At 72.0% G+C, this 22101-nt stretch carries 21 protein-coding genes; 6 read left to right on the plus strand and 15 right to left on the minus strand.

Annotated features, from left to right (window positions below):
• Positions 1–5: 5 nt before the first annotated feature.
• From holA to ACLBYG_RS19145, 5 genes are all read right to left on the minus strand, one after another.
• Positions 6–1043 carry a DNA polymerase III subunit delta gene (gene holA, locus ACLBYG_RS19125; protein WP_020094291.1) on the minus strand — a complete coding sequence of 346 codons (1038 nt, stop codon included), beginning with the start codon at positions 1041–1043 and terminating at the stop codon, positions 6–8.
• Positions 1044–1049: 6 nt separating this feature from the next.
• Positions 1050–1595 (minus strand): LPS assembly lipoprotein LptE, encoded by a 546-nt coding sequence (gene lptE, locus ACLBYG_RS19130; protein WP_447682445.1) that lies wholly within the window; start codon positions 1593–1595, stop codon positions 1050–1052.
• Positions 1596–1764: 169 nt separating this feature from the next.
• On the minus strand, positions 1765–2724 hold the full coding sequence (locus ACLBYG_RS19135) for an AEC family transporter (RefSeq protein ID WP_447682446.1): 960 nt from the start codon (positions 2722–2724) through the stop codon (positions 1765–1767).
• 107 nt (positions 2725–2831) lie between these two features.
• A complete protein-coding gene (locus tag ACLBYG_RS19140; RefSeq protein WP_447682447.1) occupies positions 2832–5063 on the minus strand; it encodes a TonB-dependent siderophore receptor in 2232 nt (743 codons plus the stop codon).
• Between the two features lie 130 nt (positions 5064–5193).
• On the minus strand, positions 5194–6081 hold the full coding sequence (locus tag ACLBYG_RS19145) for an acid phosphatase (protein ID WP_447682448.1): 888 nt from the start codon (positions 6079–6081) through the stop codon (positions 5194–5196).
• Positions 6082–6388: 307 nt separating this feature from the next.
• On the opposite strand from ACLBYG_RS19145, the gene ACLBYG_RS19150 reads away from it, so the two are divergent.
• Entirely contained in the window at positions 6389–7252 is an 864-nt protein-coding gene (locus tag ACLBYG_RS19150) for a hypothetical protein (protein ID WP_447682449.1), read from the plus strand.
• A gap of 35 nt (positions 7253–7287) precedes the next feature.
• Here ACLBYG_RS19150 and ACLBYG_RS19155 read toward each other — a convergent pair whose 3' ends face one another.
• The 4 genes from ACLBYG_RS19155 to ACLBYG_RS19170 all read right to left on the minus strand — a co-directional run bounded on the left by ACLBYG_RS19155 (position 7288) and on the right by ACLBYG_RS19170 (position 10339).
• Positions 7288–8142, minus strand: a complete 855-nt coding sequence (locus ACLBYG_RS19155; protein ID WP_447682450.1) for an alpha/beta fold hydrolase — start codon at positions 8140–8142, stop codon at positions 7288–7290.
• A 26-nt stretch (positions 8143–8168) separates the two neighbouring features.
• Positions 8169–9059 (minus strand): 2,3,4,5-tetrahydropyridine-2,6-dicarboxylate N-succinyltransferase, encoded by an 891-nt coding sequence (gene dapD / locus ACLBYG_RS19160; protein ID WP_447682451.1) that lies wholly within the window; start codon positions 9057–9059, stop codon positions 8169–8171.
• 36 nt (positions 9060–9095) lie between these two features.
• A complete protein-coding gene (locus ACLBYG_RS19165; protein ID WP_020094283.1) occupies positions 9096–9587 on the minus strand; it encodes a cyclic nucleotide-binding domain-containing protein in 492 nt (163 codons plus the stop codon).
• Positions 9588–9652: 65 nt separating this feature from the next.
• Positions 9653–10339, minus strand: coding sequence for a response regulator transcription factor (locus ACLBYG_RS19170; protein ID WP_020094282.1), 687 nt, complete (start codon positions 10337–10339; stop codon positions 9653–9655).
• Positions 10340–10716: 377 nt separating this feature from the next.
• Between ACLBYG_RS19170 and ACLBYG_RS19175 the strand changes: the two genes are divergently transcribed.
• A complete protein-coding gene (locus tag ACLBYG_RS19175) occupies positions 10717–11274 on the plus strand; it encodes a L,D-transpeptidase family protein (RefSeq protein WP_447682452.1) in 558 nt (185 codons plus the stop codon).
• A gap of 33 nt (positions 11275–11307) precedes the next feature.
• Here the strand turns inward: ACLBYG_RS19175 and ACLBYG_RS19180 are convergent, their stop codons facing one another.
• Complete coding sequence (locus tag ACLBYG_RS19180; protein WP_170855234.1) at positions 11308–12015, minus strand: YggS family pyridoxal phosphate-dependent enzyme; 708 nt, start codon at positions 12013–12015, stop codon at positions 11308–11310.
• Positions 12016–12283: 268 nt separating this feature from the next.
• On the opposite strand from ACLBYG_RS19180, the gene leuS reads away from it, so the two are divergent.
• Positions 12284–14869: a leucine--tRNA ligase gene (gene leuS / locus ACLBYG_RS19185; protein ID WP_447682453.1), complete on the plus strand. Its 2586-nt coding sequence runs from the start codon at positions 12284–12286 to the stop codon at positions 14867–14869.
• A 207-nt stretch (positions 14870–15076) separates the two neighbouring features.
• On the opposite strand, the gene ACLBYG_RS19190 is transcribed toward leuS, so the two are convergent.
• From ACLBYG_RS19190 to ACLBYG_RS19200, 3 genes are read right to left on the minus strand one after another with little or no spacing between them, the layout of a single operon-like run.
• Positions 15077–15862: an ABC transporter substrate-binding protein gene (locus ACLBYG_RS19190; protein ID WP_447682454.1), complete on the minus strand. Its 786-nt coding sequence runs from the start codon at positions 15860–15862 to the stop codon at positions 15077–15079.
• Positions 15863–15878: 16 nt separating this feature from the next.
• Positions 15879–16649, minus strand: a complete 771-nt coding sequence (locus ACLBYG_RS19195) for a TerC family protein (protein ID WP_447682455.1) — start codon at positions 16647–16649, stop codon at positions 15879–15881.
• Positions 16646–17599: a lipid kinase gene (locus ACLBYG_RS19200; protein ID WP_020094276.1), complete on the minus strand. Its 954-nt coding sequence runs from the start codon at positions 17597–17599 to the stop codon at positions 16646–16648. Before ACLBYG_RS19200 ends, ACLBYG_RS19195 begins: the two co-directional genes overlap by 4 nt.
• 302 nt (positions 17600–17901) lie before the next feature.
• On the opposite strand from ACLBYG_RS19200, the gene ACLBYG_RS19205 reads away from it, so the two are divergent.
• From ACLBYG_RS19205 to ACLBYG_RS19215, 3 genes are all read left to right on the plus strand, one after another.
• The gene (locus tag ACLBYG_RS19205) at positions 17902–18759 is read left to right on the plus strand and encodes a hypothetical protein (protein WP_447682456.1); all 858 of its coding nucleotides are present in this window, start codon (positions 17902–17904) and stop codon (positions 18757–18759) included.
• Positions 18760–19004: 245 nt separating this feature from the next.
• On the plus strand, positions 19005–20267 hold the full coding sequence (locus ACLBYG_RS19210) for a nuclease (RefSeq protein WP_447682457.1): 1263 nt from the start codon (positions 19005–19007) through the stop codon (positions 20265–20267).
• Positions 20268–20271: 4 nt separating this feature from the next.
• Positions 20272–21312 carry an aldose epimerase family protein gene (locus ACLBYG_RS19215; protein WP_447682458.1) on the plus strand — a complete coding sequence of 347 codons (1041 nt, stop codon included), beginning with the start codon at positions 20272–20274 and terminating at the stop codon, positions 21310–21312.
• A gap of 47 nt (positions 21313–21359) precedes the next feature.
• Here ACLBYG_RS19215 and ACLBYG_RS19220 read toward each other — a convergent pair whose 3' ends face one another.
• Together ACLBYG_RS19220 and ACLBYG_RS19225 are read right to left on the minus strand one after the other, a co-directional pair.
• On the minus strand, positions 21360–21716 hold the full coding sequence (locus ACLBYG_RS19220) for a hypothetical protein (RefSeq protein WP_447682459.1): 357 nt from the start codon (positions 21714–21716) through the stop codon (positions 21360–21362).
• 24 nt (positions 21717–21740) lie between these two features.
• A complete protein-coding gene (locus ACLBYG_RS19225; protein ID WP_447682460.1) occupies positions 21741–22085 on the minus strand; it encodes a hypothetical protein in 345 nt (114 codons plus the stop codon).
• Positions 22086–22101 lie beyond the last annotated feature (16 nt).

Raw genomic sequence — 22101 nt, forward strand, 5'->3', positions numbered from 1 at the left:
CGGCCTCAGCGCCGCCGCCGCGCGCCCGCCTCGGCGACCCGCAGGAGGGCCGCCGAGGCCAGCGCGTGGGCCAAGTCGGGCTCGGCCCGCCGGCAGGCGAGGACGGCCTCCTGCAGGGCCGCCACGGCCTGCCGGAGGGTCCCGGGCGGCCACGCACCGAGTTGGCCCTCGATACTGGCCCTGCGCTTGAAATGCAGGCCCCGCCACGTCGCCACCATCGTGGCGGGTGTCTTGTCGGGATTGTCGAGGCGGGTGGTGAGCAGCGTCAGGGCGTGCCGCAGCGCCGAGCCCAGCACCACGCCCGGGTCGAGGCCCTCGTGCCGGAAGCGGCGGTAGTCGCGCTCCACCGCGTCGCGGCGGCCGTCGAAGGCGGCGTCGATCAGGGTGTTGAGCACGCTCGCCGCGACGTCGCTGGTCACGGCCTCCACGTGCTCGAGGGTCACGGTCCGGTCCCCCTCCCCCGCGGCGTAGAGGGCGAGCTTCTCGATCTCCATCAGGCTCGCCCGGCGGTCGCCGCCGAGGCTGCGGGCCAGGACCTCCCGGGCGGCGCGGTCGATGCGCAGGCCGCGCTCCTGGAGCGTGCGCTCGATCAAATCCGAGAGGGTTCGCTCGTCGTCGGCGTAGCACGGGATCGCCAGCGCCTTCGGCGAGCGCTCGCAGAGGGTGCGGAGCGGGTTGTTCTTGGCGAGGTCGCCGGCCTCCACCACGATGCGGGCGTCGGCGACCGTCGCGCCCAGCACGGCCTCGACGGCCGGCGCGTAGTTGCGGGTGCCGGGCCGGACCCAGATCGACCGCCGGCCGCCGAACAGCCCCAGGGTCCCGGCCTCGTCGCACAGCCGGCCCGGATCAGAGGCGAGGGCGTCGCCGTCGATCCGTACCAGCGCGAACGGGTCGGCCGGGTCGTCGACGAAATCCTCGGCGAGCTTCCGGGCCCGCTCGGTCACCAAGCCGGTATCCGGCCCGAAGACCAGGATGACGGGGATGCGCGGATCGGGCCCGCGCCGGATCAGCCCCTCGATCTCGCCGGCCTTGACCGCCGTCACGTCGGATTACGGCTTCGTCGAGAGCACGGCCGCGAGGCGGCTCTTGATCTGGTCGGACAGCACGCTCGCCAGCCGGATCTCGGCGTCGCGCGCTGCCCGCTGGCTGGCGAAACGCTGGATCGAGCGGTCGTAGGTCGCCGTCGAGGTGGCGACACCCTCGGTGTAGACCTTGGTGCCGCTCATGTCCTCGAGGCTGTACTTGATGTTGGCCACCAGGGTGCCGGCCTCGGCGCGGCCGGTGGTGGAGGAGACGATCGGGGTCTGCACGATCTCGGAGCCCGAGAGCTTCAGCCGGTAGCGCTTGGTCGCCGGGTGGCCGGACCCGTCGAGGTCGAAGACCAGCTCGCTGCGCAGGTAGTGGCCGAGGCGCTCCTGGCCCTGGGCCATCGCGACGTCGTCGACCTGGACCGAGGCGAGCAGGGCCTGGACGGATTCCCCCGAGGCGGTCGGCCCGTAGAGCGGCCGGAAGCAGGCCGAGAGGCTCAGCGCCAGGCCGGTCGCGCAGGCGAGGCGGGCGATCCGCCCCGCGATGGAAACTCCCGAACCCACCATCCGCCGTCGTTCCGCCCCTGCCTGTCGGATCGTTCTAGCGCGGACACGGCGTTCCGCGCCACGACGCTACGGGGCAAACGTTACGATTCCTCTGCGGCAGGAGCGTGGTCGCCCGGTTTCCGAATGTGAGGCCGCGGCCGTCCGGAGAGCCCGGGATCGACCGGGCCACCTAGGCGATCGCCGCGAGGTAGGCCGAGACCGTCACGACGGCCAGCACGGTCGAGACCAGCACCACGGTGGCGGTCAGGTCGGCCTCGCGCCGGTAGAACTCCGCCAGCATGAACGGCCCGGTGCCGGTGGGGAGGGCGGCCATGAGCACCGCGGTGTGCAGCAGGAGCGGGGGTAGGTCAAACAGGTAGCGGCCGAGGCCGTAGGCCAGGAGCGGGTGGAGCACCAGCTTCAAGCCGACGAGCAGCGCGGCGGTGCGCCCCTGCTCGCCCCCGGTCTGGCGGGGCTGGGCCAGGAACAGGCCGAGCGCCACCAGGGCGCAGGGCGCCGCCGCGCCGCCGAGGAGCTTCAGGAACGTGGCGACCGCGTCCGGCACGGCGAGGCCGGCGCTCGGCACCAGCGCGCCCAGCACCGGTGCCACCAGCAGCGGGTTGCGCACCAGCGAGCGGCCGACCGTCCACCACACGGGCCGGCGCGCCCCGCCGCCCCTCCCCGACGCGGCCGCCTCGCGCCGCAGACCGGTCTCGATGAGCACGATCGCCACCGCGAAGACCCCGCAGACCGTGAGGATCGCCGCCACCGTGGTGGGCGCGAGCGCCTCCGGCCCGAAGGCGACGAGCGCCAGCGGGAAGCCCATGAAGCCGGTATTGGCGTAGCCGGCGTTGAGCCCGTCGACCGCGGCGTCGGCCAGCGGCCGCCCCGCCCCGCCGCGGATCAGCACGGCGAGGGCGAAGATCGCGAGGCTGCTGAGTCCGAAGGCCCCGATGAAGCCGGGCTTCCAGATGGTGCTCCAGTGGGCGTGCGCGGTCACGTCGAACAGCAGCGCCGGCAGGGCCAGGAAGACCACGAACCGGTTGAGTTCGGTGGTGGCGGCGGCCCCGAGCACGCCGACGCGCCGGGCCAGCCAGCCGGCGAAGATCAGCGCGAAGATCGGCAGCACGACCAGCAGGGTCGAGAGCATGGCGGGTCCGGGTCGGAGGACGATGCTCCGGCCTTAGGACGGTTTCCGATCCCGGCTCCAGTGCCGGGGGCGGGGACCTGCCATGCCGCGGCCCCCGCTCCCGGACATTACCAGCGGTAGATCAGGCTGCCGATGACTGTCGCGGGCGCGCCGCGGTAGCAGAACCCGGCCTGGCAGGTCGTGTAACTGCGATCGAAGATGTTGGACGCGTTGATCTGCGCGCGGAAGCCCCTGTACTTCGGGTCGAGGGCCGCGAAATCGTAGGCGACCAGCGCGTCGAACAGGGTCACGGTCGGGTTGCGGACGGTGTTCTCGTCGTCGGCGAAGCTCGTCCCGGCGTAGCGGATGCCGCCGCCCAGTTGCAGGCCGGCCAGCGGCGAGCCGGGTGCGAACTGATAGGTCCCGAAGGCGGTGAAGCTGTCGCCCGGGATCCCCGAGAGGGCGTTGCCGTCGATCGGCCGCCCGGTGACCAGGGAGGTCTGGCGCAGATAGCGAAGGTTGAGATGGGTGTAGGACAGCGTCAGGTTGGTTCCCGGCGCGAAGTTCGCCGTCAGCTCGGCCTCGAACCCTTTCGATTCGACCGACCCGGTCGCGACCTGATTGGCGATGTTGTTCGGATCCTGCCGCAGGAGCGACGATTGCACGATGTCGAACCCTGAGAACGACGTCGTGATGTTGGTGTTCGGGATGGCCGCCTTCACGCCGGCCTCGATCTGGTCGCCGGTCGCGGCCTTGAACGGGTTCCCGTTCACGTCGACGCCGACCTGCGGCGTGAAGGTCGTGGCGTAGCTGGCGTAGGGCACCAGGAAGTCGGTGAGCAGGTAATTCAGGCCGATGCGGCCCGAGAAGGCCCGATTGGTCTGGTCGGCGACCGTGCCGGCCGTCCGGTCGCTCGTGTTCTGGAAGACCCAGTCGTGCCGGCCGGTGAGGGTCAGCACGAAGCGCCCGAGCTTGGCCTGATCCTGCAAGTAGGCGCCGATCTGATCCTGCGCCTGGCTCTGGAAGTTCGTGTAGCGCGGCCGGGCGATGACCTGCTGCCCGTAGTTCAAGGTCAGGAGGTTGAGGTCCGGCGCGGCCCCGAAACCGAAGGCGCGCGTGTAGTCGTAATGGGCGTAATCGACCCCGCCGATCAGGGTGTGCTGGATCGGACCGCTGGTGAAGCGGCCCTCGAGCTGGTTGTCGAGGGAGATCTGGCCCAGCGTGTCCAGGTAGGCGCCGGCCGTCCGCGCGCCCAGGGTCCGGGCCGGGTTCAGCCCCGTGATCGAGGTGTAATCGTAATCCGCGCGGACGTCGTAGTAGCGAAAGTTCTGACGGAAGATCAGATCCGGCGAGAACCTGTGCTCGAAGGCGTATCCGACGCGATACTGCTGCTGCTTGTACTGGTTGAGCGCCGGATCTCCGGAGTAGAAATTGGTCACCCGGAAGCCCGGATCGTTGTAGAAGAAGGACGTTCCCGGCAGGCGCGACTCGAAATACTCGCTGAGGAAGGTGAAGCTGGTGTCGGAATCCGGGCGCCACGTGAAGGACGGGGCGATGAAGGTGCGGTCGTCGTCGCCGCCGGGCAGGTAGGTGTTGGACTGGCGCTTCACGCCGGTCACGCGGTAGGCCATCGTCCCGTCGGTGCCCGCCACCGGGCCGCCGATGTCGAAATTGCCCTGGAAGCGGTCGTAGTTGCCGGCCTGAAACTGCACCTCTCCGAAGGGTACGAAGACCGGCCGCTTCGAGGTCGAGTCGACGATGCCGCCGGGCGAGCCGAGACCGTAGAGGCCCGAGGCCGGACCCCTCAGGATGGTGACCGCGTCCAGCCCGTAGGGCTCGCTGCGCGGGATCGTCAGGCCCACGGCATTGAGGCGCAGGCCGTCGCGGAAGATGCCGTTGTAGGTCGCGCTGAAGCCGCGGATGTAGAAGGCATCGTAGCGGGGATCGAAGCCGAACACGCTGCTCGACACGCCCGGCGTGTAGGCGATCGCCTGGGCCAGATCCTGCACGTTGCGGTCGTTGAGCTGCTCGCGGGTGACCACCGAGACCGATTGCGGGGTCTCGAGCAGGGGCGTGTTGGTCTTGGTCGCCGCGGGGCTCACGCGCGCCACGTAGCCGGTGACGCCGGAGGGGCCGCCGCCGCCGCCGCTGGTGGCCGCGCCGCCGCCGTCGCCGCGGCTGACATTGCCGCCGCCGACGCCGCCCGTCGGGGCCGCGGCGGCCGCCGGGCGGGCGGCCTCCACGGAGATCTCGTCGAGCTGGACGGCGGCGCCCTGCGCGGCGGCCGCCGGAACGAGGGCGACGGTGGTCAGTGCGGTGGTGGCGAGGAGCAGACCGGACGGAGCGGAACGAAACGACATCGGGGACCCACGAACGCGCCTCTACACGGCGCCCGGGGCTCCCGTACCATCGATCACGGCCGCTCGATCAAGCCGAAAACGTGTTGTAAATGACACACTTGGAAGCGTTCAAATCTACAATCGTTCGCGCCTAGAACTCGAGCGGGGGCTCCCGCAGGGCGGTCGCCTCCCGGGTGCAGGCGGCCTGATCGGGAACCGTCCCGGGGCTGGCGAGGGCGCCGCGAAGCTCGGCGCGGGCCTTGTCGAGATCGGCGCGGAAGGCCGCGTCGCCCATCAGGGCGGCGAAGACCGCGGTGCCGGTCAGGCGTCCCGCGGCCACGTCGCTGAGCCAGTGCACGCCGCAGACGATCCGGCTCTCGCCGTAGGCCCGGCCGCGGGCCAGGATCGGGGTCGCCTTCTCGGGCACCAGGGACGCGAGGATCAGCGCGTAGGCCCAGCCCTGCGTGGCGTGGCCCGACGGGTAGCTGAAGCTGTCGGCCAGGGCCTGGCTGCGCTGCACGCAGATCGGCGCCTCGTTGCCGACGAACGGGCGGAGGCGCCGGTAATGGACCTTGGGTCCGCGCGTCGCCCGGGCGAGATCGAGACGGGCGCGCTCCAAGAGGTTGATCACCGCCGGCACCCGCGCCTGATCGATCCGGGTGCCGAGCACGCAGGCGAAGTTCTCCAGGACGGCGGCGGCGCCCTCGGACACGTCGTTGGCGGCCAGCTCCCAGCGCGGCGACCCCTTGAGGGCGCGGGTGCTGTTGAAGGCCGCCCGGTCGGCCTTGTCGAGGGGCGCGTCGTGGGCCGGCGGGGAGGGCAGGAACTGGACGGCATCCGGCACCGCCCCGTCGGCGAGGTAGGGCTTCACGGCCGGCTTGCCGGGCTTCAGCGTGTCGGCGCCGAGGGACTGGGCCGCGGGCGTTGCCGGGGGGGCCGAGGGGGCCGGGCGGGGGGAATCCTCGGCGCGGGCCGCGACGGCCAGGAGGAGGGCGAGGGCGGCCGGGGCGAGGAGGGGCAGGGACGGCGTGCGCAGCATCGGATCCGGGACTCTCTCGGATGGAATCTGCGGGGCGCGCCCGCTGCCGGAGGAACGGCTCAGCCGGCCCGTTCAGTCCCTGCACAGGCGGCCCGATCTGTCCAGCGTGCGGCGGCCGAGGCGCCTTATGAACCGCTGCATGTTGTAGGTGCGCATTCCGATCGGCGCGCGGTGCGAAGCGTCGTCAGAGCATGGCGATGCCCGGGGAAACGCACGTCGACAACCTCCGATGCAAGCCCGAGGCAAGTTTGCTCGGCAACACTGACCGGTAGATGTTCTATCGCGGGCAGCGCAAAGCGGCACTCTGATGATTGACACCCAGAAGGAGGATCACCGCCGCGAAGAACTTGGGTCCCTCTACGTCATCACGGCGCATGAATTCAATCATGTCGCGAGATCGACGCCGATAGACAGGAAATTTTTCGACAGGGACCTCCCCGCGAAATTCTATTTCGTCGATAAAACCGGCGCGCCACGCGATTTTCGGAGCGCGTATATCGAGGAACGCATCCTCAATCCCAGCATCATTGACGCCGGGAGCAGATTTATCGCGGAATGGTCGTTCCTTCTCACTGAATTCGAGAAGCCTTTCGCGCAGTATCCGTTCTTCGTCGTGTCGTCACGGTTCTTCGAGAAGAATCTGTCCCTACCCCTGGAGCTTCAGACGTTGCTGGCGTTCGCCTTCCCGTGCCTGAAGTGTTACGGATGGGGATATCTACCTTCGTACGATCGAAAGGCCAATTTTCAAGATCTCCAATTCTACAAGGAAGTTGGCTATCTCGGCATCAAGGATGAGGGAATCGCTTTTCTAGACGGGCTGTACGGCGTGCGCTTCGTCGATCAGTACCGCATGATTTCCGACTTTTTCTGCAACTATATCGGATTCCAATCGCGGGAACATCTGATCGAGTACGTCAAATTCTATCTTCCATTGATACGAAGATTTTTTGACGCAGACTGGAACATCGTTCGACAGCCCGAACTCTACGTGCGCAGAACAGGGACGTATCGGAACGAGAAGCCATTCACCTTCCTTCTGGAAATGGCGTCCCATCTGTTCTTCTACAAGAATAACCTGAGGTTTTGTGGCGTCAGCTACGACGGCATTCACGAAGTCGACGAGCGCGAAACGATCATGAGGCCGATCATAACGTGGGATCAGGCGGGATGACCGGCTAGAACCTTTCCGGGAGCCCTCGAACGAATTCAGCCTTCCCGGATCGCGGCGGCCACGGCGTCCGGATGCTCCTCGTGCGGGCTCAGGGCGCCGGGGATCGCGGCGCCGGTCACGCGGCCGCCGGCGACGAGGGCGTCCATCTCGGCGCCCGAGCGCCGCGGGGCGCCCGCGGGGCGCAGCACCAGGGTCGGCGGCAGGCCGTCGCCGAACAGGGCCAGGAAGGCGTCGCGGCTGCCCACCGGGTCGAGGCCGCCGGTGACGAAGGCGGCGGTGCCGAAGCGGCCGTTGCGCTGGCGGGTGATGGCGTGCTTGTCGCGGACCACCGCCGGGGTAACCCGGGCCGCGTCGGCGTAGACGTGGGCGCGCATCATCCGGCCGATGATCGGCGGGCTGATGTTGATCCGGTAGAGTGCCTCGCCGAGGAGTGGGGCCTCCACGGCCCGTCGGATGCGCGGGAACCAGTGCGCCCGCCCCGGCATCGCGGTGGGCAGCGGTCCCCGCCAGGTCGGGGCCACCAGGATCAGCCGCCCGAAGGCCCGCGGGTGGCGCCGCGCCGCCGCCACGAGGTAGCCGGCGGCGTGGCCGGCCGCGACGCCGAGGGCGTAGGGGCCGGGCGCGGCCGCCAGCAGGGCGTCCAGGAAGGCGTGGAAGGTCGCCGGGGCGAGGGGGACCCGCGCCCGCGGCCGGGCGCCGAAGCCCGGCCAGTCGGGGACGAGGCAGCGGTACTCCGTCCCGAGGCGGCCGGCGAGGCCGCGCATCTCGGCCCGCGCCGAGATGGTCGACAGGGCCGGGAGCAGGAGCGCGTCCGGCCCCGCCCCGATCCGGTCGCAGGGGGTCGGCACCGTCCGGCCCGCCACCGTCAGGGTCAGCTCGGACGTCTCCATCGCGCTCCCGCCAGGTCCCGGATGAATCAGGTGCGCAGCAGCTCGTTGATGGCGGTCTTGGACCGCGTGCCGGCATCGACGCGCTTGACGATCACCGCGCAGTAGAGGCCCGGGCCCGGCGTGCCGTCCGGCAGCGCCTTGCCGGGCATCGTGCCCGAGACGACCACCGAGTAGGGCGGCACCCGGCCGTACATGACCTCGCCGGTGGTCCGGTCGACGATCTTGGTGGAGGCGCCGATATAGACGCCCATGGACAGGACGCTGCCCTGGCCGACGATGACGCCCTCCGCCACCTCGGCGCGGGCGCCGATGAAGCAGTCGTCCTCGATGATCACCGGGTTGGCCTGGAGCGGCTCCAGGACGCCCGCGATACCGGCGCCGCCCGAGATGTGGCAGTTCTTCCCGACCTGCGCGCAGGAGCCGATCGTCACCCAGGTGTCGACCATCGTGCCCTCGCCGACATGGGCGCCGAGATTGACGAAGCTCGGCATCAGCACCGCGCCGGGGGCGATGTAGGAGCCCCGGCGGACGAAGCAGCCCGGCACGGCGCGCAGGCCCGCGGCGCGGAACTCGGCCTCGCCCCAGCCGGCGAATTTCGACGCGACCTTGTCCCACCAGGGCGCGCCGCCGGGGCCGCCCTCGATCGTCGCCATGTCGTTGAGGCGGAAGGAGAGCAGCACCGCCTTCTTCAGCCACTGGTTCACCACCCAGTCGTGGTTGCCCGACTTCTCGGCGACGCGGGCCTTACCCGAATCGAGCAGCTCCAGGGCCGCCCCGACCGCCTCGCGCACCGCGCCCTTGGTGGCGGTCGACACGTTGGCGCGGTCGTCCCAGGCGGCTTCGATGGTCTGGGCGAGATCGGAATGGGCGAGATCGGAATGGGCGAGATCGGAATGGGGCTTGCCGGCCTGGGACATGGGACGGGTCAGAACTCTTGCGGCGGGAGCCCGTGCTTACAAGCGGCCACCGGAGCTGTCACCTGAGGAGATGCCGTCGATGACCTCGAGCAGTTCGCGGACCTGATCGAGATCGGTCACCAGCCCGGCGAGGTCGTCCGCCAGGGTGTCGTGGACCGCCCGCGCGGCGGCGGGGAACTCCTCCAGCACGCGGCGCATCAGCATCGGGGTGATCCGCATCACCGCGGCGCTCCCCTCGGCCCGGGCCTCGGTCGGGCGCGTCCCGCGCACGAACAGGGCGAGCTGGCCGATCAGGGCCGAGCGCCCGGCCCGCACCGGCTCGGCCGTCGGAACCCGGGGCTCCAGGCGGATCGTGCCCGCCATCACCACGAAGCCGCCATCGGCCGGATCGCCGCGGGCGAAGAGCAGGTCGCCGTCCGCGAGGTCGCGCCGTTCGGCCGCGAAGGTCAGCAGGCGCAGGGCGTCCCGGTCGAGGAAGCCGAACAGCGGCGCGGCCGCGAGGATCGCGATATCGTCGTCGAGCCCCAAGAACGCCTCACCACCCTGCGCATACGCGAACCCGCCGGATCGCCTACACGTAAAGCTTCAATTCGTCAGGGCAGCAACTTGTATCCGCCGCCCTCGGTCACGAGGATCGCGGCGGTGGCGGGGTTCGGCTCGATCTTCTGGCGCAGCCGGTAGATATGCGTCTCCAGCGTGTGCGTGGTCACCTGGGCGTTGTAGCCCCAGACCTCGGCCAGCAGGGTGTCGCGGTTCACCACGGCCCGGCCCGCCCGGTAGAGGAAGCGCAGGATCGCGGTCTCCTTCTCGGTGAGCTTCAGCTTGGAGCCGCGCTCGCCGACGAGGAGCTTGGCGCCCGGGCGGAACGTGTACGGGCCGATCTGGAAGACCGCGTCCTCGGAGGCCTCGTGGCTGCGCAGGTGGGCGCGGATCCGGGCCAGCAGGATGCCGAACTTGAACGGCTTGGTGACGTAGTCGTTGGCGCCGGCCTCCAGCCCCTCGACGTGGTCCGCCTCGGAATCCTGGGCCGTCAGCATGATCACCGGGCCGCGGAAGCCGGCGGCGCGCATCCGGCGCACGGCCTCGCGCCCGTCGAGGTCGGGCAGGCCGACATCCATGACGGCGAGGTCGATCCGCTCCGCGGCGACCCGCCGGATCGCGTCGGTGGCGTTGGCCTCGGTGAAGACCGTGAACTCGTCGCAGAGATCGAGCTGCTCGGTCAGGGTATCGCGCAGGACCGCGTCGTCGTCGCAGATCAGCAGGCGGTAGACATTCGGCATCGTCCGGGCCCCAATGCGTGCTGCGGGAGGGGCGAGGGCCGCCTGCCGGGTGCAGCATGCGATGATGTCAGATCTCGGCAGGATCGCGCGACGATCCTACCCAGGCTTGTGTTTCCGCATCCTTTCGCCGCCGTGACAAGCGCCCCGGCGAACGGGCTGCGGGATCGGGGGCGCGCCGCTCCGGGATCGCGGCGGCGGTCCCCGCGGCGCGGCGGGGGGCTGGCGCGCTCCCGAATCCCGGCTCGGCGGCCCGGGTTCAACCGAGAGATAGAGCATCCTTTGTGGCCGGAAGTTGCCTTGTGCGCAATTTTTCACCGGTTCGAAGTACCGATCCCGGGCATAAGGCCCCGGGACCGGGCGGATTCGGGAGGACGGAGATGCGGCGGCCGAGCAGGGGACCCATCCGCCTGACCCTGGGGGAGATCCGCGTCCGCGCCCTCGTCGGGGACCGGCGGCGCGGGCAGCTCCTCGTCGGCCCGGCGGTGATTCCCTGCGCCCTCGGGGCGGGCGGGATCGTCGGCGACAAGCGCGAGGGCGACGGCGGCTCGCCGCGCGGGCGCTTCCGCCTGCGCGGCGGCGCGTACCGGCCCGACCACCTCGTGGTCCGGCCGCGCACGCTGCTGCCCCTGCGGGCGACCCGCCCCGAGGACGGCTGGTGCGACGAGAGCCGGGACCGCCGCTACAACCGGCCGATCCGCCTGCCGGCCCCGGGGGTCAGCGCCGAATCGATGTGGCGGGGCGACGGGCTCTACGACGTGGTGATCGACCTCGACTACAACCGCGCCCCGATCCGGAAGGGGCGGGGCTCGGCGATCTTCCTGCACATCGCCCGGGACGGGTACCGCCCCACGGAGGGCTGCGTCGCCCTGGCCCGGGCCGATCTCCTGCGCCTGCTCGGGCGCCTCGGGCCGCGGACGCACCTGCGGATCGGCTGAGGCCCGGGCCCAGGTTGAGGCCCGGGCCCAGCGTCAGGCCTTCCGGGTCCGGGCCCCGAAGATCGCGGTCCCGACCCGGACATGGGTGGCGCCGAGCTGGATCGCCGCCGGGAAGTCCGCGCTCATGCCCATAGAGAGGATCGGCAGGTTGTGCTCGTGGGCGAGCCGGGCCAGCAGGGCGAAATGGGCCGAGGGCGGGTCGTCCGCGGGCGGGATGCACATCAGGCCCTGGATCGCCAGCCCGTGGGTCTCCCGGCACTCCGAGAGGAGGGTGGCGAGCTGGTCCGGGAGCACGCCGCCCTTCTGCGGCTCCGCGCCGGTGTTGACCTGGATGAGCAGCTTCGGGGTCCGGCCGGACCGCTCGATCTCCTTGGCCAGGGCTGCCGCGAGCGACAGCCGGTCGAGGGAGTGGATCACGTCGAACAGCGCCACCGCCTCCCGGGCCTTGTTGGATTGCAGCGGCCCGACGAGGTGCAGCTCCACGTCCGGGAAGCGGTGGCGGAGGGCCGGCCACTTCGCGGTGGATTCCTGGACGTAGTTCTCGCCGAAGACGCGATGGCCGGCCTTCAGCGCCGGCAGGATGCCCTCGGCCGGGACGGTCTTGGAGACCGCCACGAGTTGCACTTCGGCCGGGTCGCGCTCCGAATCCTCGGCCGCGCGGGCGATGGCGGCGCGCACCTCGGCGAGCCCGGCCGCGACATCTGCCTGACCGACGGGGAGCTTGTCGGTCCTCTGTCCCATCCCGTCGGCCGGAGGGGCGTTCGTGCCGGTCGTCGCGTCGTCCATGGCGTGCCTGTCCTGTCGCTGCCGGGCGTCGGTCTGCGTGGTCTGAGCCTCGGCGCGCGTCGTCGTCGCGCCTGATCCCCGCCGACCTATGCGTTCGCGCGCCCCGCGCAAGCCCGAATCGCGCGCCGCGTTGACCGGCTGCGGCGCAGATATGCTATCGCGGCGCGACCGTGCCGTGGTCATCCTTCGGAATGACCGACGAGCCCCTGACGCAGCCGGATCCATGACCGCCAGCACCGCCCCCCAGCCCGTCGAGCGCTACAACGCCAAGGATGCCGAGCCGCGCTGGCAGGAGGCCTGGGCCGAGAAGCGGCTGTTCGAGACCGACAATGCCGACGGCCGCCCGAAATACTACGTGCTCGAGATGTTCCCCTACCCGTCGGGGCGCATCCACATGGGCCACGTCCGCAACTACGCGATGGGCGACGTGGTCGCCCGCTACAAGCGCGCCCGCGGCTTCAACGTGCTGCACCCGATGGGCTGGGACGCCTTCGGCCTGCCGGCCGAGAACGCCGCCATGGAGCGCAAGGTCAACCCGCGTGACTGGACCTACGCCAACATCGCGTCGATGCGCGACCAGCTGAAGGCCATGGGCCTGTCGCTCGACTGGAGCCGGGAGATCGCGACCTGCGATCCCGACTACTACAAGCACCAGCAGCGCATGTTCCTGGACTTCCTGGCCAAGGGCCTCGTCACCCGCCGCACCGCGAAGGTGAACTGGGACCCGGTGGACCACACGGTGCTGGCCAACGAGCAGGTGATCGACGGCCGCGGCTGGCGCTCCGGCGCCCTGGTGGAGCAGCGCGAGCTGACCCAGTGGTTCTTCAAGATCACCGACTTCGCCGAGGACCTGCTGACCGCGCTGGACGGTCTGGACCGCTGGCCCGAGAAGGTCCGGCTGATGCAGAAGAACTGGATCGGCCGCTCGGAGGGCCTGGAGGTTCTTTTCGCACTGGCCCGGCCGGTGGCCGGCGCGCCCGAATCCGTGACCGTCTACACGACCCGGCCCGACACCCTGTTCGGCGCCAAGTTCCTGGCGATCGCCGCCGACCATCCCCTGGCCGCCGCGCTGGCCGAGGGACGGCCGGAGCTGCAGACCTTCATCGAGGAGTGCCGTCGCACCGGCACCGCCCAGGCCGCGATCGACACCGCCGAGAAGCACGGCTTCGACACCGGCCTGACCGTCCGCCATCCCCTGGACCCGTCCTGGGAGCTGCCGGTCTACGTGGCGAACTTCGTGCTCATGGAGTACGGCACCGGCGCGGTGTTCGGCTGCCCGGCGCACGACCAGCGCGACCTCGATTTCGCCAACAAGTACGGGCTCGGCAACACGCCCGTGGTCTGCCCGGAAGGGCAGGACCCGGCGAGCTTCGTCATCACCGACACCGCCTATGTCGAGGACGGGCGGATGATCAACTCGCGCTTCCTCGACGGGATGCGCACGGACGAGGCGTTCGAGGCCGTGGCCCGGCGGCTGGAGGGCGAGGGGGTCGCCCGGCGCAAGGTCCAGTTCCGCCTGCGCGACTGGGGCGTCTCGCGGCAGCGCTACTGGGGCTGCCCGATCCCGATCATCCACTGCGACAGCTGCGGCCCGGTCCCGGTGCCGGTGGCCGACCTGCCGGTGAAACTTCCGGAAGAAGTCTCCTTCGACCAGCCCGGCAACCCGCTGGAGCGGGACGCCGCGTGGCGCAACGTGCCCTGCCCGCATTGCGGCGCGGCGGCCCGGCGCGAGACCGACACGATGGACACGTTCGTCGACTCGTCCTGGTACTACGCGCGCTTCACCGCGCCCTGGCTGGCGGACGCGCCCACCGACCGGGCCGTGGTCGACCGCTGGCTGGCGGTGGACCAGTATATCGGCGGCATCGAGCACGCGATCCTGCACCTGCTCTACGCCCGGTTCTTCATGCGGGCGATGCGCGAGACCGGCTGGGCCGGCGTGGCCGAGCCGTTCGCCGGCCTGTTCACGCAGGGCATGGTCGTCCACGAGACCTACAAGGACGCGGCCGGCGCCTGGGTGCCGCCGGCCGAGATCCGCTTCGCCACCGAGGAGGGTGAGCGCCGCGCGTTTCACGTGAAAACTCAGGCGCCGATCGCGATCGGCCCGATCGAGAAGATGTCGAAGTCGAAGAAGAACGTGGTCGACCCCGACGACATCATCGCGAGCTACGGGGCCGACACGGCGCGCTGGTTCATGCTGTCCGACTCGCCGCCCGAGCGCGACGTGATCTGGACCGAGGAGGGCGTGCAGGGCGCGGCCCGCTTCGTCCAGAAGGTCTGGCGCCTGGTCAACGCGGCCGGGCAGGCGGCGGGCGACGGCGCCGCGGACCTGACCCTGCGCAAGGCGGCCCACCGGGCGCTCGCCTCCGTGCAGGACGATATCGAGCGCCTGCGCTTCAACCGCTGCGTCGCCCACATCTACACCCTGGCCAACGCCCTGGAGGATGGCCTGCGCGGGCCGGTCTCGGCCGGTGCCGCCCAGGAGGCGGCCGGCATCCTGGTGCAGCTCATCGCCCCGATGATGCCGCACCTCGCCGAGGAGTGCTGGTCCGTCCTCGGCCGCGGCGGCCTCGTCGCCCAGGCGCCCTGGCCCGAGACCGAGGCGGGGCTCTTGGTCGAGGACGAGATCACCCTGCCGGTCCAGATCAACGGCAAGAAGCGCGCGGACGTGACCGTGCCGCGGGACGCCGACGCCAAGGCCGTGGAGGCCGCGACTCTGGCGCTGGAGGCCGTCCAGAAGGTGCTGGAGGGCAAGGCGCCGCGGAAGGTGATCGTGGTGCCGGGGCGGATCGTGAACCTCGTGGTGTGATCCGGCGTCCGCTCGGTGGCATCGATCCCGCCGTCATCGCGAGCGCAGCGAAGCGATCCAGGGTCGCGCCACGGTCACCGAGAAGTCGCGCTGCCCTGGGTCACTTCGCTGCGCTCGCGATGACGGAGCGCGCGACTCCTGCCGGAAGAGCTCACTCTCGGTGAAGGCGCCGCGCCCGGGGACAGGCTCGGCAATCCGGGCCGCCGCTCATGGCGCCGCCAGCTCCGGATCCTGTCCGCTGGCCTCCAGGCCGCGCCGCACCAGCCCGTCCCGCTTCGCCCGCGCGATGAAATCCGCGAGATACGCGGCCCCCGCCGGATGCCCGACCGGCATTCCCATCGCCTGTGGGATCTCCATGAAGTGCCCCGGCAGCAGCCGCACCTCCGGGTGGGCCGCCGCGTAGGCGGCGAGGGGCTGGTGGACGCCGGCCGCGACGTCGAGCCCGTCCCGGGCGAAGGCCGTGACCGCCTCGGCCGAGGTCGGCGCCCGCACCAGGGTCGCGTGCTGCAGCGCCCGACTCAGGAACAGGTCGTAGGCGCTCCCGCGCCCCACCGAGACGCGCACGCCGTCGCGGTCCACCGCCTCCGGGGAGCGGATCTGCGAGGCGGTCGGCACGAGGTAGCTGCCGGCGATCAGCACGTAGGGCTCCGTGAAGGCGATCCCCTCCGCCCGCTTCGGGTCGATCGCCAGGAAGCAGATGTCCCAGGTCCCGGAGCCCGCCGAGCCCGAGACCGCGCCGGCCCCCGGGAAGGACACGAACGCCACCGGCACGCCGAGCCGGGCCGCCAGCGCCCGCGCGAGGTCGACCGACACCCCCGCGGGCCCGTCCGGTCCGGCCTGCGCCAGCACCGGGTTGCCGAGGTTGATCGCCGCCCGCAGCGTGCCGGTGGGGGCGAGGTCGTGCAGGACCGTCGGATCTGGCGCCATCGGTTTCGTCTCCGCGTGGACGGCGGCGGGGAGGAGCAGGAGGAGGAGGGCCGCGCGGATCCGCATGACGCTTGCTCCGCCCTCAGGCGCGCCGCGCCGGCCCGGTCGACGCGGGGGCGCCGTCCCGGGCGGGACGGCGGCGCCGGCGGGCCAGCATGTTGAGGCCCTCGACGCCGGCCGAGAAGGCCATCGCGGTGTAGATGTAGCCCTTCGGCACGTGCGCGCTGAACCCCTCGGCGATCAGCGTCATGCCGATCATGATCAGGAAGCCGAGGGCCAGCATCACCACGGTGGGGTTCCGGGCGATGAAGGCTGAGAGCGGCTCGGCGGCGACCAGCATCACCACCACGGCGACCACCACCGCCACCATCATCACCGGCACGTGCTCGGTCATGCCGACCGCCGTGATGATCGAGTCGATGGAGAAGACGAGGTCGAGGAGCAGGATCTGGCCGATCGCCGCGCCGAAGCCGATCGTGCCGCCGGTCACGCCCGGGGTTTCGGGCTCCGGATCCACCGTGTGGTGAATCTCCTTAGTCGCCTTCCAGAGCAGGAACAGGCCGCCGCCGATCAGGATCATGTCGCGCCAGGAGAAGTCCTGGCCCAGCACCGAGAAGACCGGCTCGGTCAGGTGCACGATGAACGCCACCGTGCCGAGCAGCCCCAGCCGCAGGATCAGCGCCAGCCCGATCCCGATGCGCCGCGCCCGCGTCTGATGCTCGGGCGGCAGCTTGTTGGTCAGGATCGAGATGAAGATCAGGTTGTCGATGCCGAGCACCACCTCCATCACCACGAGCGTGGCGAGGGCAGCCCAGACGGCGGGCTGACTGGCGAGCTGGAGCAGATCGGTCACGGGCGCGGTGCCTCGCTGGTCGGGAACAGGCGGCTCCCGAGGGCCGTCAGGTCGAAGGGGGCCGGTCCGCGCACCGGTTCGGGCGCCAGAACCTGCAGAATCTTCGGAAAGACCTTGAAATGGGCGGGCGTGCGCGTGGTCAGCTCGCCGTCGGTGTTCACCGGACGGGGCCTGCGGGTCGAGAGCCGGATCTCCTGGGTGTGGAACGCCCGCACGTCGGCGGCCCGTCCATGCGTGCCCCGCCGCAGGGCGGGCAGCAGCGCGAGGAGCCGCCACCAGTGCTTGATCTCCAGGCTGTAGAAATCGAGCTTGCCGTCATCCACTGCGGCACTCTCCTCCACGGTCATGCCGCCGCCGTAGTGGCGCCCGTTGCCGACCGAGACCTGAATCGTGGTGACCTTCTCCACCACGCCGTCGTGCTCGATCGTCACCGTGAAGGGCCGGACCCGGCGCAAGACCCGGACGGCCGCCACCGCGTAGCCGAGGACGCCCCAGGTCTTCTTCGATTCGGACGTCAGCTCGCCCGCGAGCTCCGCCGAGAAGCCGATGCTCGCCACGTTGAAGTAGTAGTGGCCGTTGACCCAGCCGAGATCCACCGGCCGCGCCTGCGCGGTCGGGATGAAGCGGGCCGCCGCCAGGGGGTCGAGCGGCAGGTTGAGGGAGCGGGCGAGGTCGTTCGCCGTGCCGAGCGGCAGGATCGCGAAGGGCAGGCCGCTCGCCACCAGCGCGGGCGCGGCGTAGTTCATGGTGCCGTCGCCGCCGCCCAGGATCACGAGATCGACCGCGCCGGCCCGGTCGCGGATCACGTCGCGGCAATCGGCTTCCGGCGGCGGCTCCTCCGGCTCGATGCCGCCCGCCCGCAGGATCTCCCGCACCTCGTCGAGATCCAGGGCGCCGTTGCGCGCCTTGGCGTTGCAGAGCAGCAGGGCCCGGCGCGGCTGCGTGCTCATCGCGCGCTCCCGGGAAGCGGGCCGGCGGGCGACTCGGTCTCAGGTCGGGCCAAGGGATCCTCGGTGCACGGGGGAGCGGGCAGTCTGGAACGCGGTAGGGAACCTGGGACCGGCCAAAGGCCAAGTCTGTCCCCGACTTGGTACCCAAACGCACGAACGCAACCCCATCATCCCCGCAATTCCGGGCTGGTCGCCGGCGCGGAGTTCGGCAGGATGTGGGCGCGCCCGAGCCCTTCGTGGAACCCCCGACCCACGCGGGCGCGTTCTCCATGATGCCCGCCCCGGCCGCCAGGAAGGCACCGATGTCCGCCACACGTCCCGTCCGTCCCCAGGCCCTCGCCCTCGGCATGCTCCTGCCGTTCGCCCTCGCGGGCGGTGCCGCCGCCCAGAGCGCCTGGGTCGACCCGCCGCCCCGGGCCGCCGCGCAGGCGCAGGGTTCCGCGCAGGGTCCGGGGAAGGAATCGACGCAGGAGGCAGCGAAGGACGCGGCGAAGGAATCGACGAAGGACGCGGCGAAAGCGCCGGTGCGCGCCGCCGAGCCGGTCCGGCAGGCCGCCAGACCCGAGCCGGGCGAGGACGCCCTGCCGAAGGCGGCGGCCACGCGGGCGCCGGGGCCGAAGCGGGCGGCCGCCCTGGAGCGTCCGCCGGTCCGGGAACACCTGCACCACCCCGCGCGCCACCCGCACCGGCTCGCCGAGACGCCGGCCGCGCCCGCCCCGGTGCCGGGCGCGTCGGCGGAGCGCGTGGCCGCCGCCCGGGCGCTGACGACGAGCTACCTCGCCACCGTCTCGGGTCCGAGCGACACCATGGTCGGGGCCGCGACCCAGTACTACGCGACCCGCGTGCGCTTCTACGGGCGGCCGATCACCACGGCGGCCCTGGTCGCCGAGAAGCGCAGCTTCGTCCAGCGCTGGCCCGAGCGGCGCTACGAGCCGCGGGCGATGCGCGCCGCCTGCGACACCGAGACCTGCACGATCCGCACGATCGTCGATTTCCGCACCGCCAATCCGGGCCGGGGCGCCGTGTCCAGCGGCGAGGCCGAGCTGGTCCTGGAGGTGGGTTTCGCCGGGACGCGGCCCTACATCCTCGGCGAGACCGGTCGCGTCCTGCGGCGGAGCATCCAGGCCGGAACCCTGGCCGCCTCGCCCGGCAAGGCGTAAGAGCCGCGCGTCGCGGTCCGCCACCTCGCGGCGGGCACGGGCTCGCGCGGGGTGTGCGGCGGCCCCTACAAGAACGCCTGCAAGGGCGGCTAAAAGGGTGCCAGCGAGGGAAGCGTGCGGCGGGGCGCGTCGCGGGATCGGTCCTGCGGGTCGGGCGTTCCGTGGGGCGCCCGCGGGCGCCCTTCGTCGGGAGGCGCGATCGAGCCTCCTTCGCGCCGCGCGTCGGTGATGCCGGGATCGGGTGAATGACGTCTTCAACGGTGGTGGAGCAACAGGAGACGGAGCCGGCCCGGCCGGTTCTCGACAGTCCCGGCCGCCTCGCCCTGCGCGAGACGATCCGGGCCGAGATCGCGCGCGCGCGTCCGCGCCCCGTCGCGGTCCGGACCCTGGAGCTCCTGGCCGAGGCCGCCTGCGCCCCGGACGAATCCGGGACCGGCCTCCGCGTCCTCGACCGCCACGGGGCCGCGCGGCGGCGGGAGGGCACGTCCGAGCCGATGACCTTGGCGGACCTCGTCGCGGAGCTGCGCGCGCGCCATCCCGCCCTGTTCCTGCCGCCGGAGCCCGAGCCCGAACCGGCCCCGGCGACCGCCGAGGAGGCCCGGGACTCGTCCCTGCTGAGCGGCGCCTACGAGATGAAGGCCGCGACCGCCCGCTTCGTCGGGACCCAGTCCGAGCGGGCGCGCTCCCTGGCGGAGCGCTCCTCCGAGCAGGGCCGCGTGCTGGCGCAGACCGCCGCCGGCCGGTTCGCCAGCCTGCGGACGAACCTGCGCGGACGCTTCGCCCGCCCGCCCGTCGACGCGGAGGCCGGGCCGGCCGCGGGCGCGGATCCGGCGGCGGCCTGGAACAGCGGTCCCGGACGGTTCGGCGAGACGCTGCGCGACGGCCTCGGCCACGTGCGCGACCGCCTCAGCCTCGGCGGGGGCGGGATCGATGACGGCGCGCGCCGGCAGCGCCGGCTGCTCCTCGGCGCCGTCGCCGGCACCCTGGTGGCGGTGCTCGCCGCGGGGCTCGTGCTGGACCGCTCCGCGCCGGAATCCGGGCGCCCCGCCGCCCCGACCGCTTCCCGCGCGGAAGCCCCGAGCGGCGCCACGCCGAACGCGCGGCCCGCAGGCCCCCCGGCCTCGGCCCCCGACACGGTGACGCCGCCCCCCGAGACAGGCGGCGATCCCGAGCCCGACGCGCCGCTGCCGCCTAACGCCGTGACCGGACAGGCCCAGGTGATCGATACCGCGACCCTCAAGGTCGGCGGCAAGGTCGTGCATCTGTTCGGCGTCGAGTGGGTGCGGGGCGGCCAGGCGGAGGAGCTGGCCCGGTACATCGGCAACCGGTCGGTGACCTGCCAGCCCGCCCCCGGCAGCGCGAACATGAACTGCCTCGTGGACGGGCGCGATCTCTCCGAGGTGGTGCTGTTCAACGGCGGCGGCCGCGCCGCCCCGGAGGCGAGCCCGGAGCTGGTCGCGGCCGAGGACCACGCCCGGAGCGAGCGGCTCGGCGTCTGGAAGCGCTAGCCGGATGCCGGCCGAACCGTTCGGCACGACGGCGGACGGCCGACCGGTCGGCCGCCACACCCTGAGCCGGGGCAGCCTGCGCGTCGCCGTCATCGAGTACGGCGCGGCCGTCACGGCGATCGAGGTGCCCGACCGCGCCGGCCGTCCGGCCAACGTCGTGCTCGGCCTCGACACCCTGGCGGGCTACGAGACCGTGAGCCCGAGCTTCGGCGCGATCGTCGGGCGCTACGCGAACCGCATCGCGGGCGGGCGCTTCAGCCTCGACGGGCACGACTACCGGCTGCCGGTGAACGAGCCCCCCAACACCCTCCACGGTGGCCCGGAGAATTTCGGCCGGCGCCTGTGGCGGGCGGAACTCAGCGACGCGACGCGCCTCGTCCTGAGCCGCCGCTCGCCGGACAGGGAGGAGGGGTTTCCGGGCACTCTCGACGTCCGCGTCACCTACAGCCTGCCCGCGGAGGGCGTGCTGCGCGTGGACTACGCCGCGGTGACCGACCGGCCCACGGTCCTGAACCTCACGAACCACAGCTACTTCAACCTCGCCGGCGAGGGGGCGGGCAGCGTCCTCGGCCACGTCGTGCGGGTCGAGGCGGACGCCTTCGCGCCGACCGACGCGACCCAGATCCCCACCGGCGCGCTGCTGCCGGTCGCCGGGACGCCGTTCGATTTCCGCGCGCCGCAGGCCCTGGAGGCGCGGATCCGCGCCGGGGACCCGCAGCTCACCTACGCCAAGGGCTACGACCACACCTTCGCGCTGCGCGGGGCCGCCGGGACGCTGCGGCCGGCCGCCACCTGCGTCGATCCCGGCAGCGGGCGGCGGCTCGACGTCTGGACCACGCAGCCGGCGCTGCAGCTCTACACCGGCAACACCCTCGACGGGCGCCTGATCGGCCCGTCCGGGCGGATCTACCGGTCGGGCGACGGCGTCTGCTTCGAGACGCAGGGCTTTCCGGACGCGCCGAACCAGCCCGGCTTCCCCTCCGCGGTCCTGCGGCCGGGCGAGACCTTCGCGGCCGCCACGGAGTTCCGGTTCTCGGTCGTGTGATGGTCGTGTGATGGTCGTGTGATGGTCGTGTGACGGTCGCGGCGCGCTCAGGCCGCCGCGCGATCGAGCGCCCGGGGCGCCGGGACCGCGGCGGCCGGCGCGGCGGGATCGGGACGCCGCGCCTCGCCGAGCGCCAGGAGGGCGGCCTTCACGGCGTCGAGCCGCGACGGCTCGCCCTCGGCCATGCCCTCGGCCGCGGCGACCTCCTTCAGGTACTCGTCCCAGGCCCAGCGCCGCAGGATCTCCCGCTTGCAGCTCGGCAGCAGCCGGGGATGATCGCGCAACGCGGCCGGGGTGTCGAACACCGCGGCCGGGTTGACCAGGGCGCGCTCTAGGTCGGGCAGGCGCGCGGCCGCCGGGCCGGGCGGGATGGCGTGTCGGATTCCGATCGTCCCATCTTGCATGGTTGCCTCCCTGGACGGGCGCGCTCAGCCGCCGAAGAGGCCGAGGCGCGCCGCCGATTGGACGGCGAAGCTCGCCGCGAAGGACAGCAGGGCCGCGTCCCAGGCGGTCAGGTGCCGGGCGTTGGCCGGTGGACCGGCCCGCGTGATCGCCCGGCCGAGCCACGCGAAGCCCGACAGGCTCAGCAGGGCCGCCAGCACCCAGGGCAGGGCGGGCGCCGGGCAGGGCGCCGCCAGGGCGAGGCACAGGGCCACGGACAGGAACCAGCGGCCGAGCACCGTGCCGTCGGTGGTCCGCGCCGGCCCTCGGCGCCGGCCGCGCCGCGACCGGGGCAGGAGCCCGTGCCCACCCCGCAGGTCGAAGGTTGCCATCGCGCGCCTCCCCGGC

Source organism: Methylobacterium sp. D53M, from assembly GCF_053345625.1.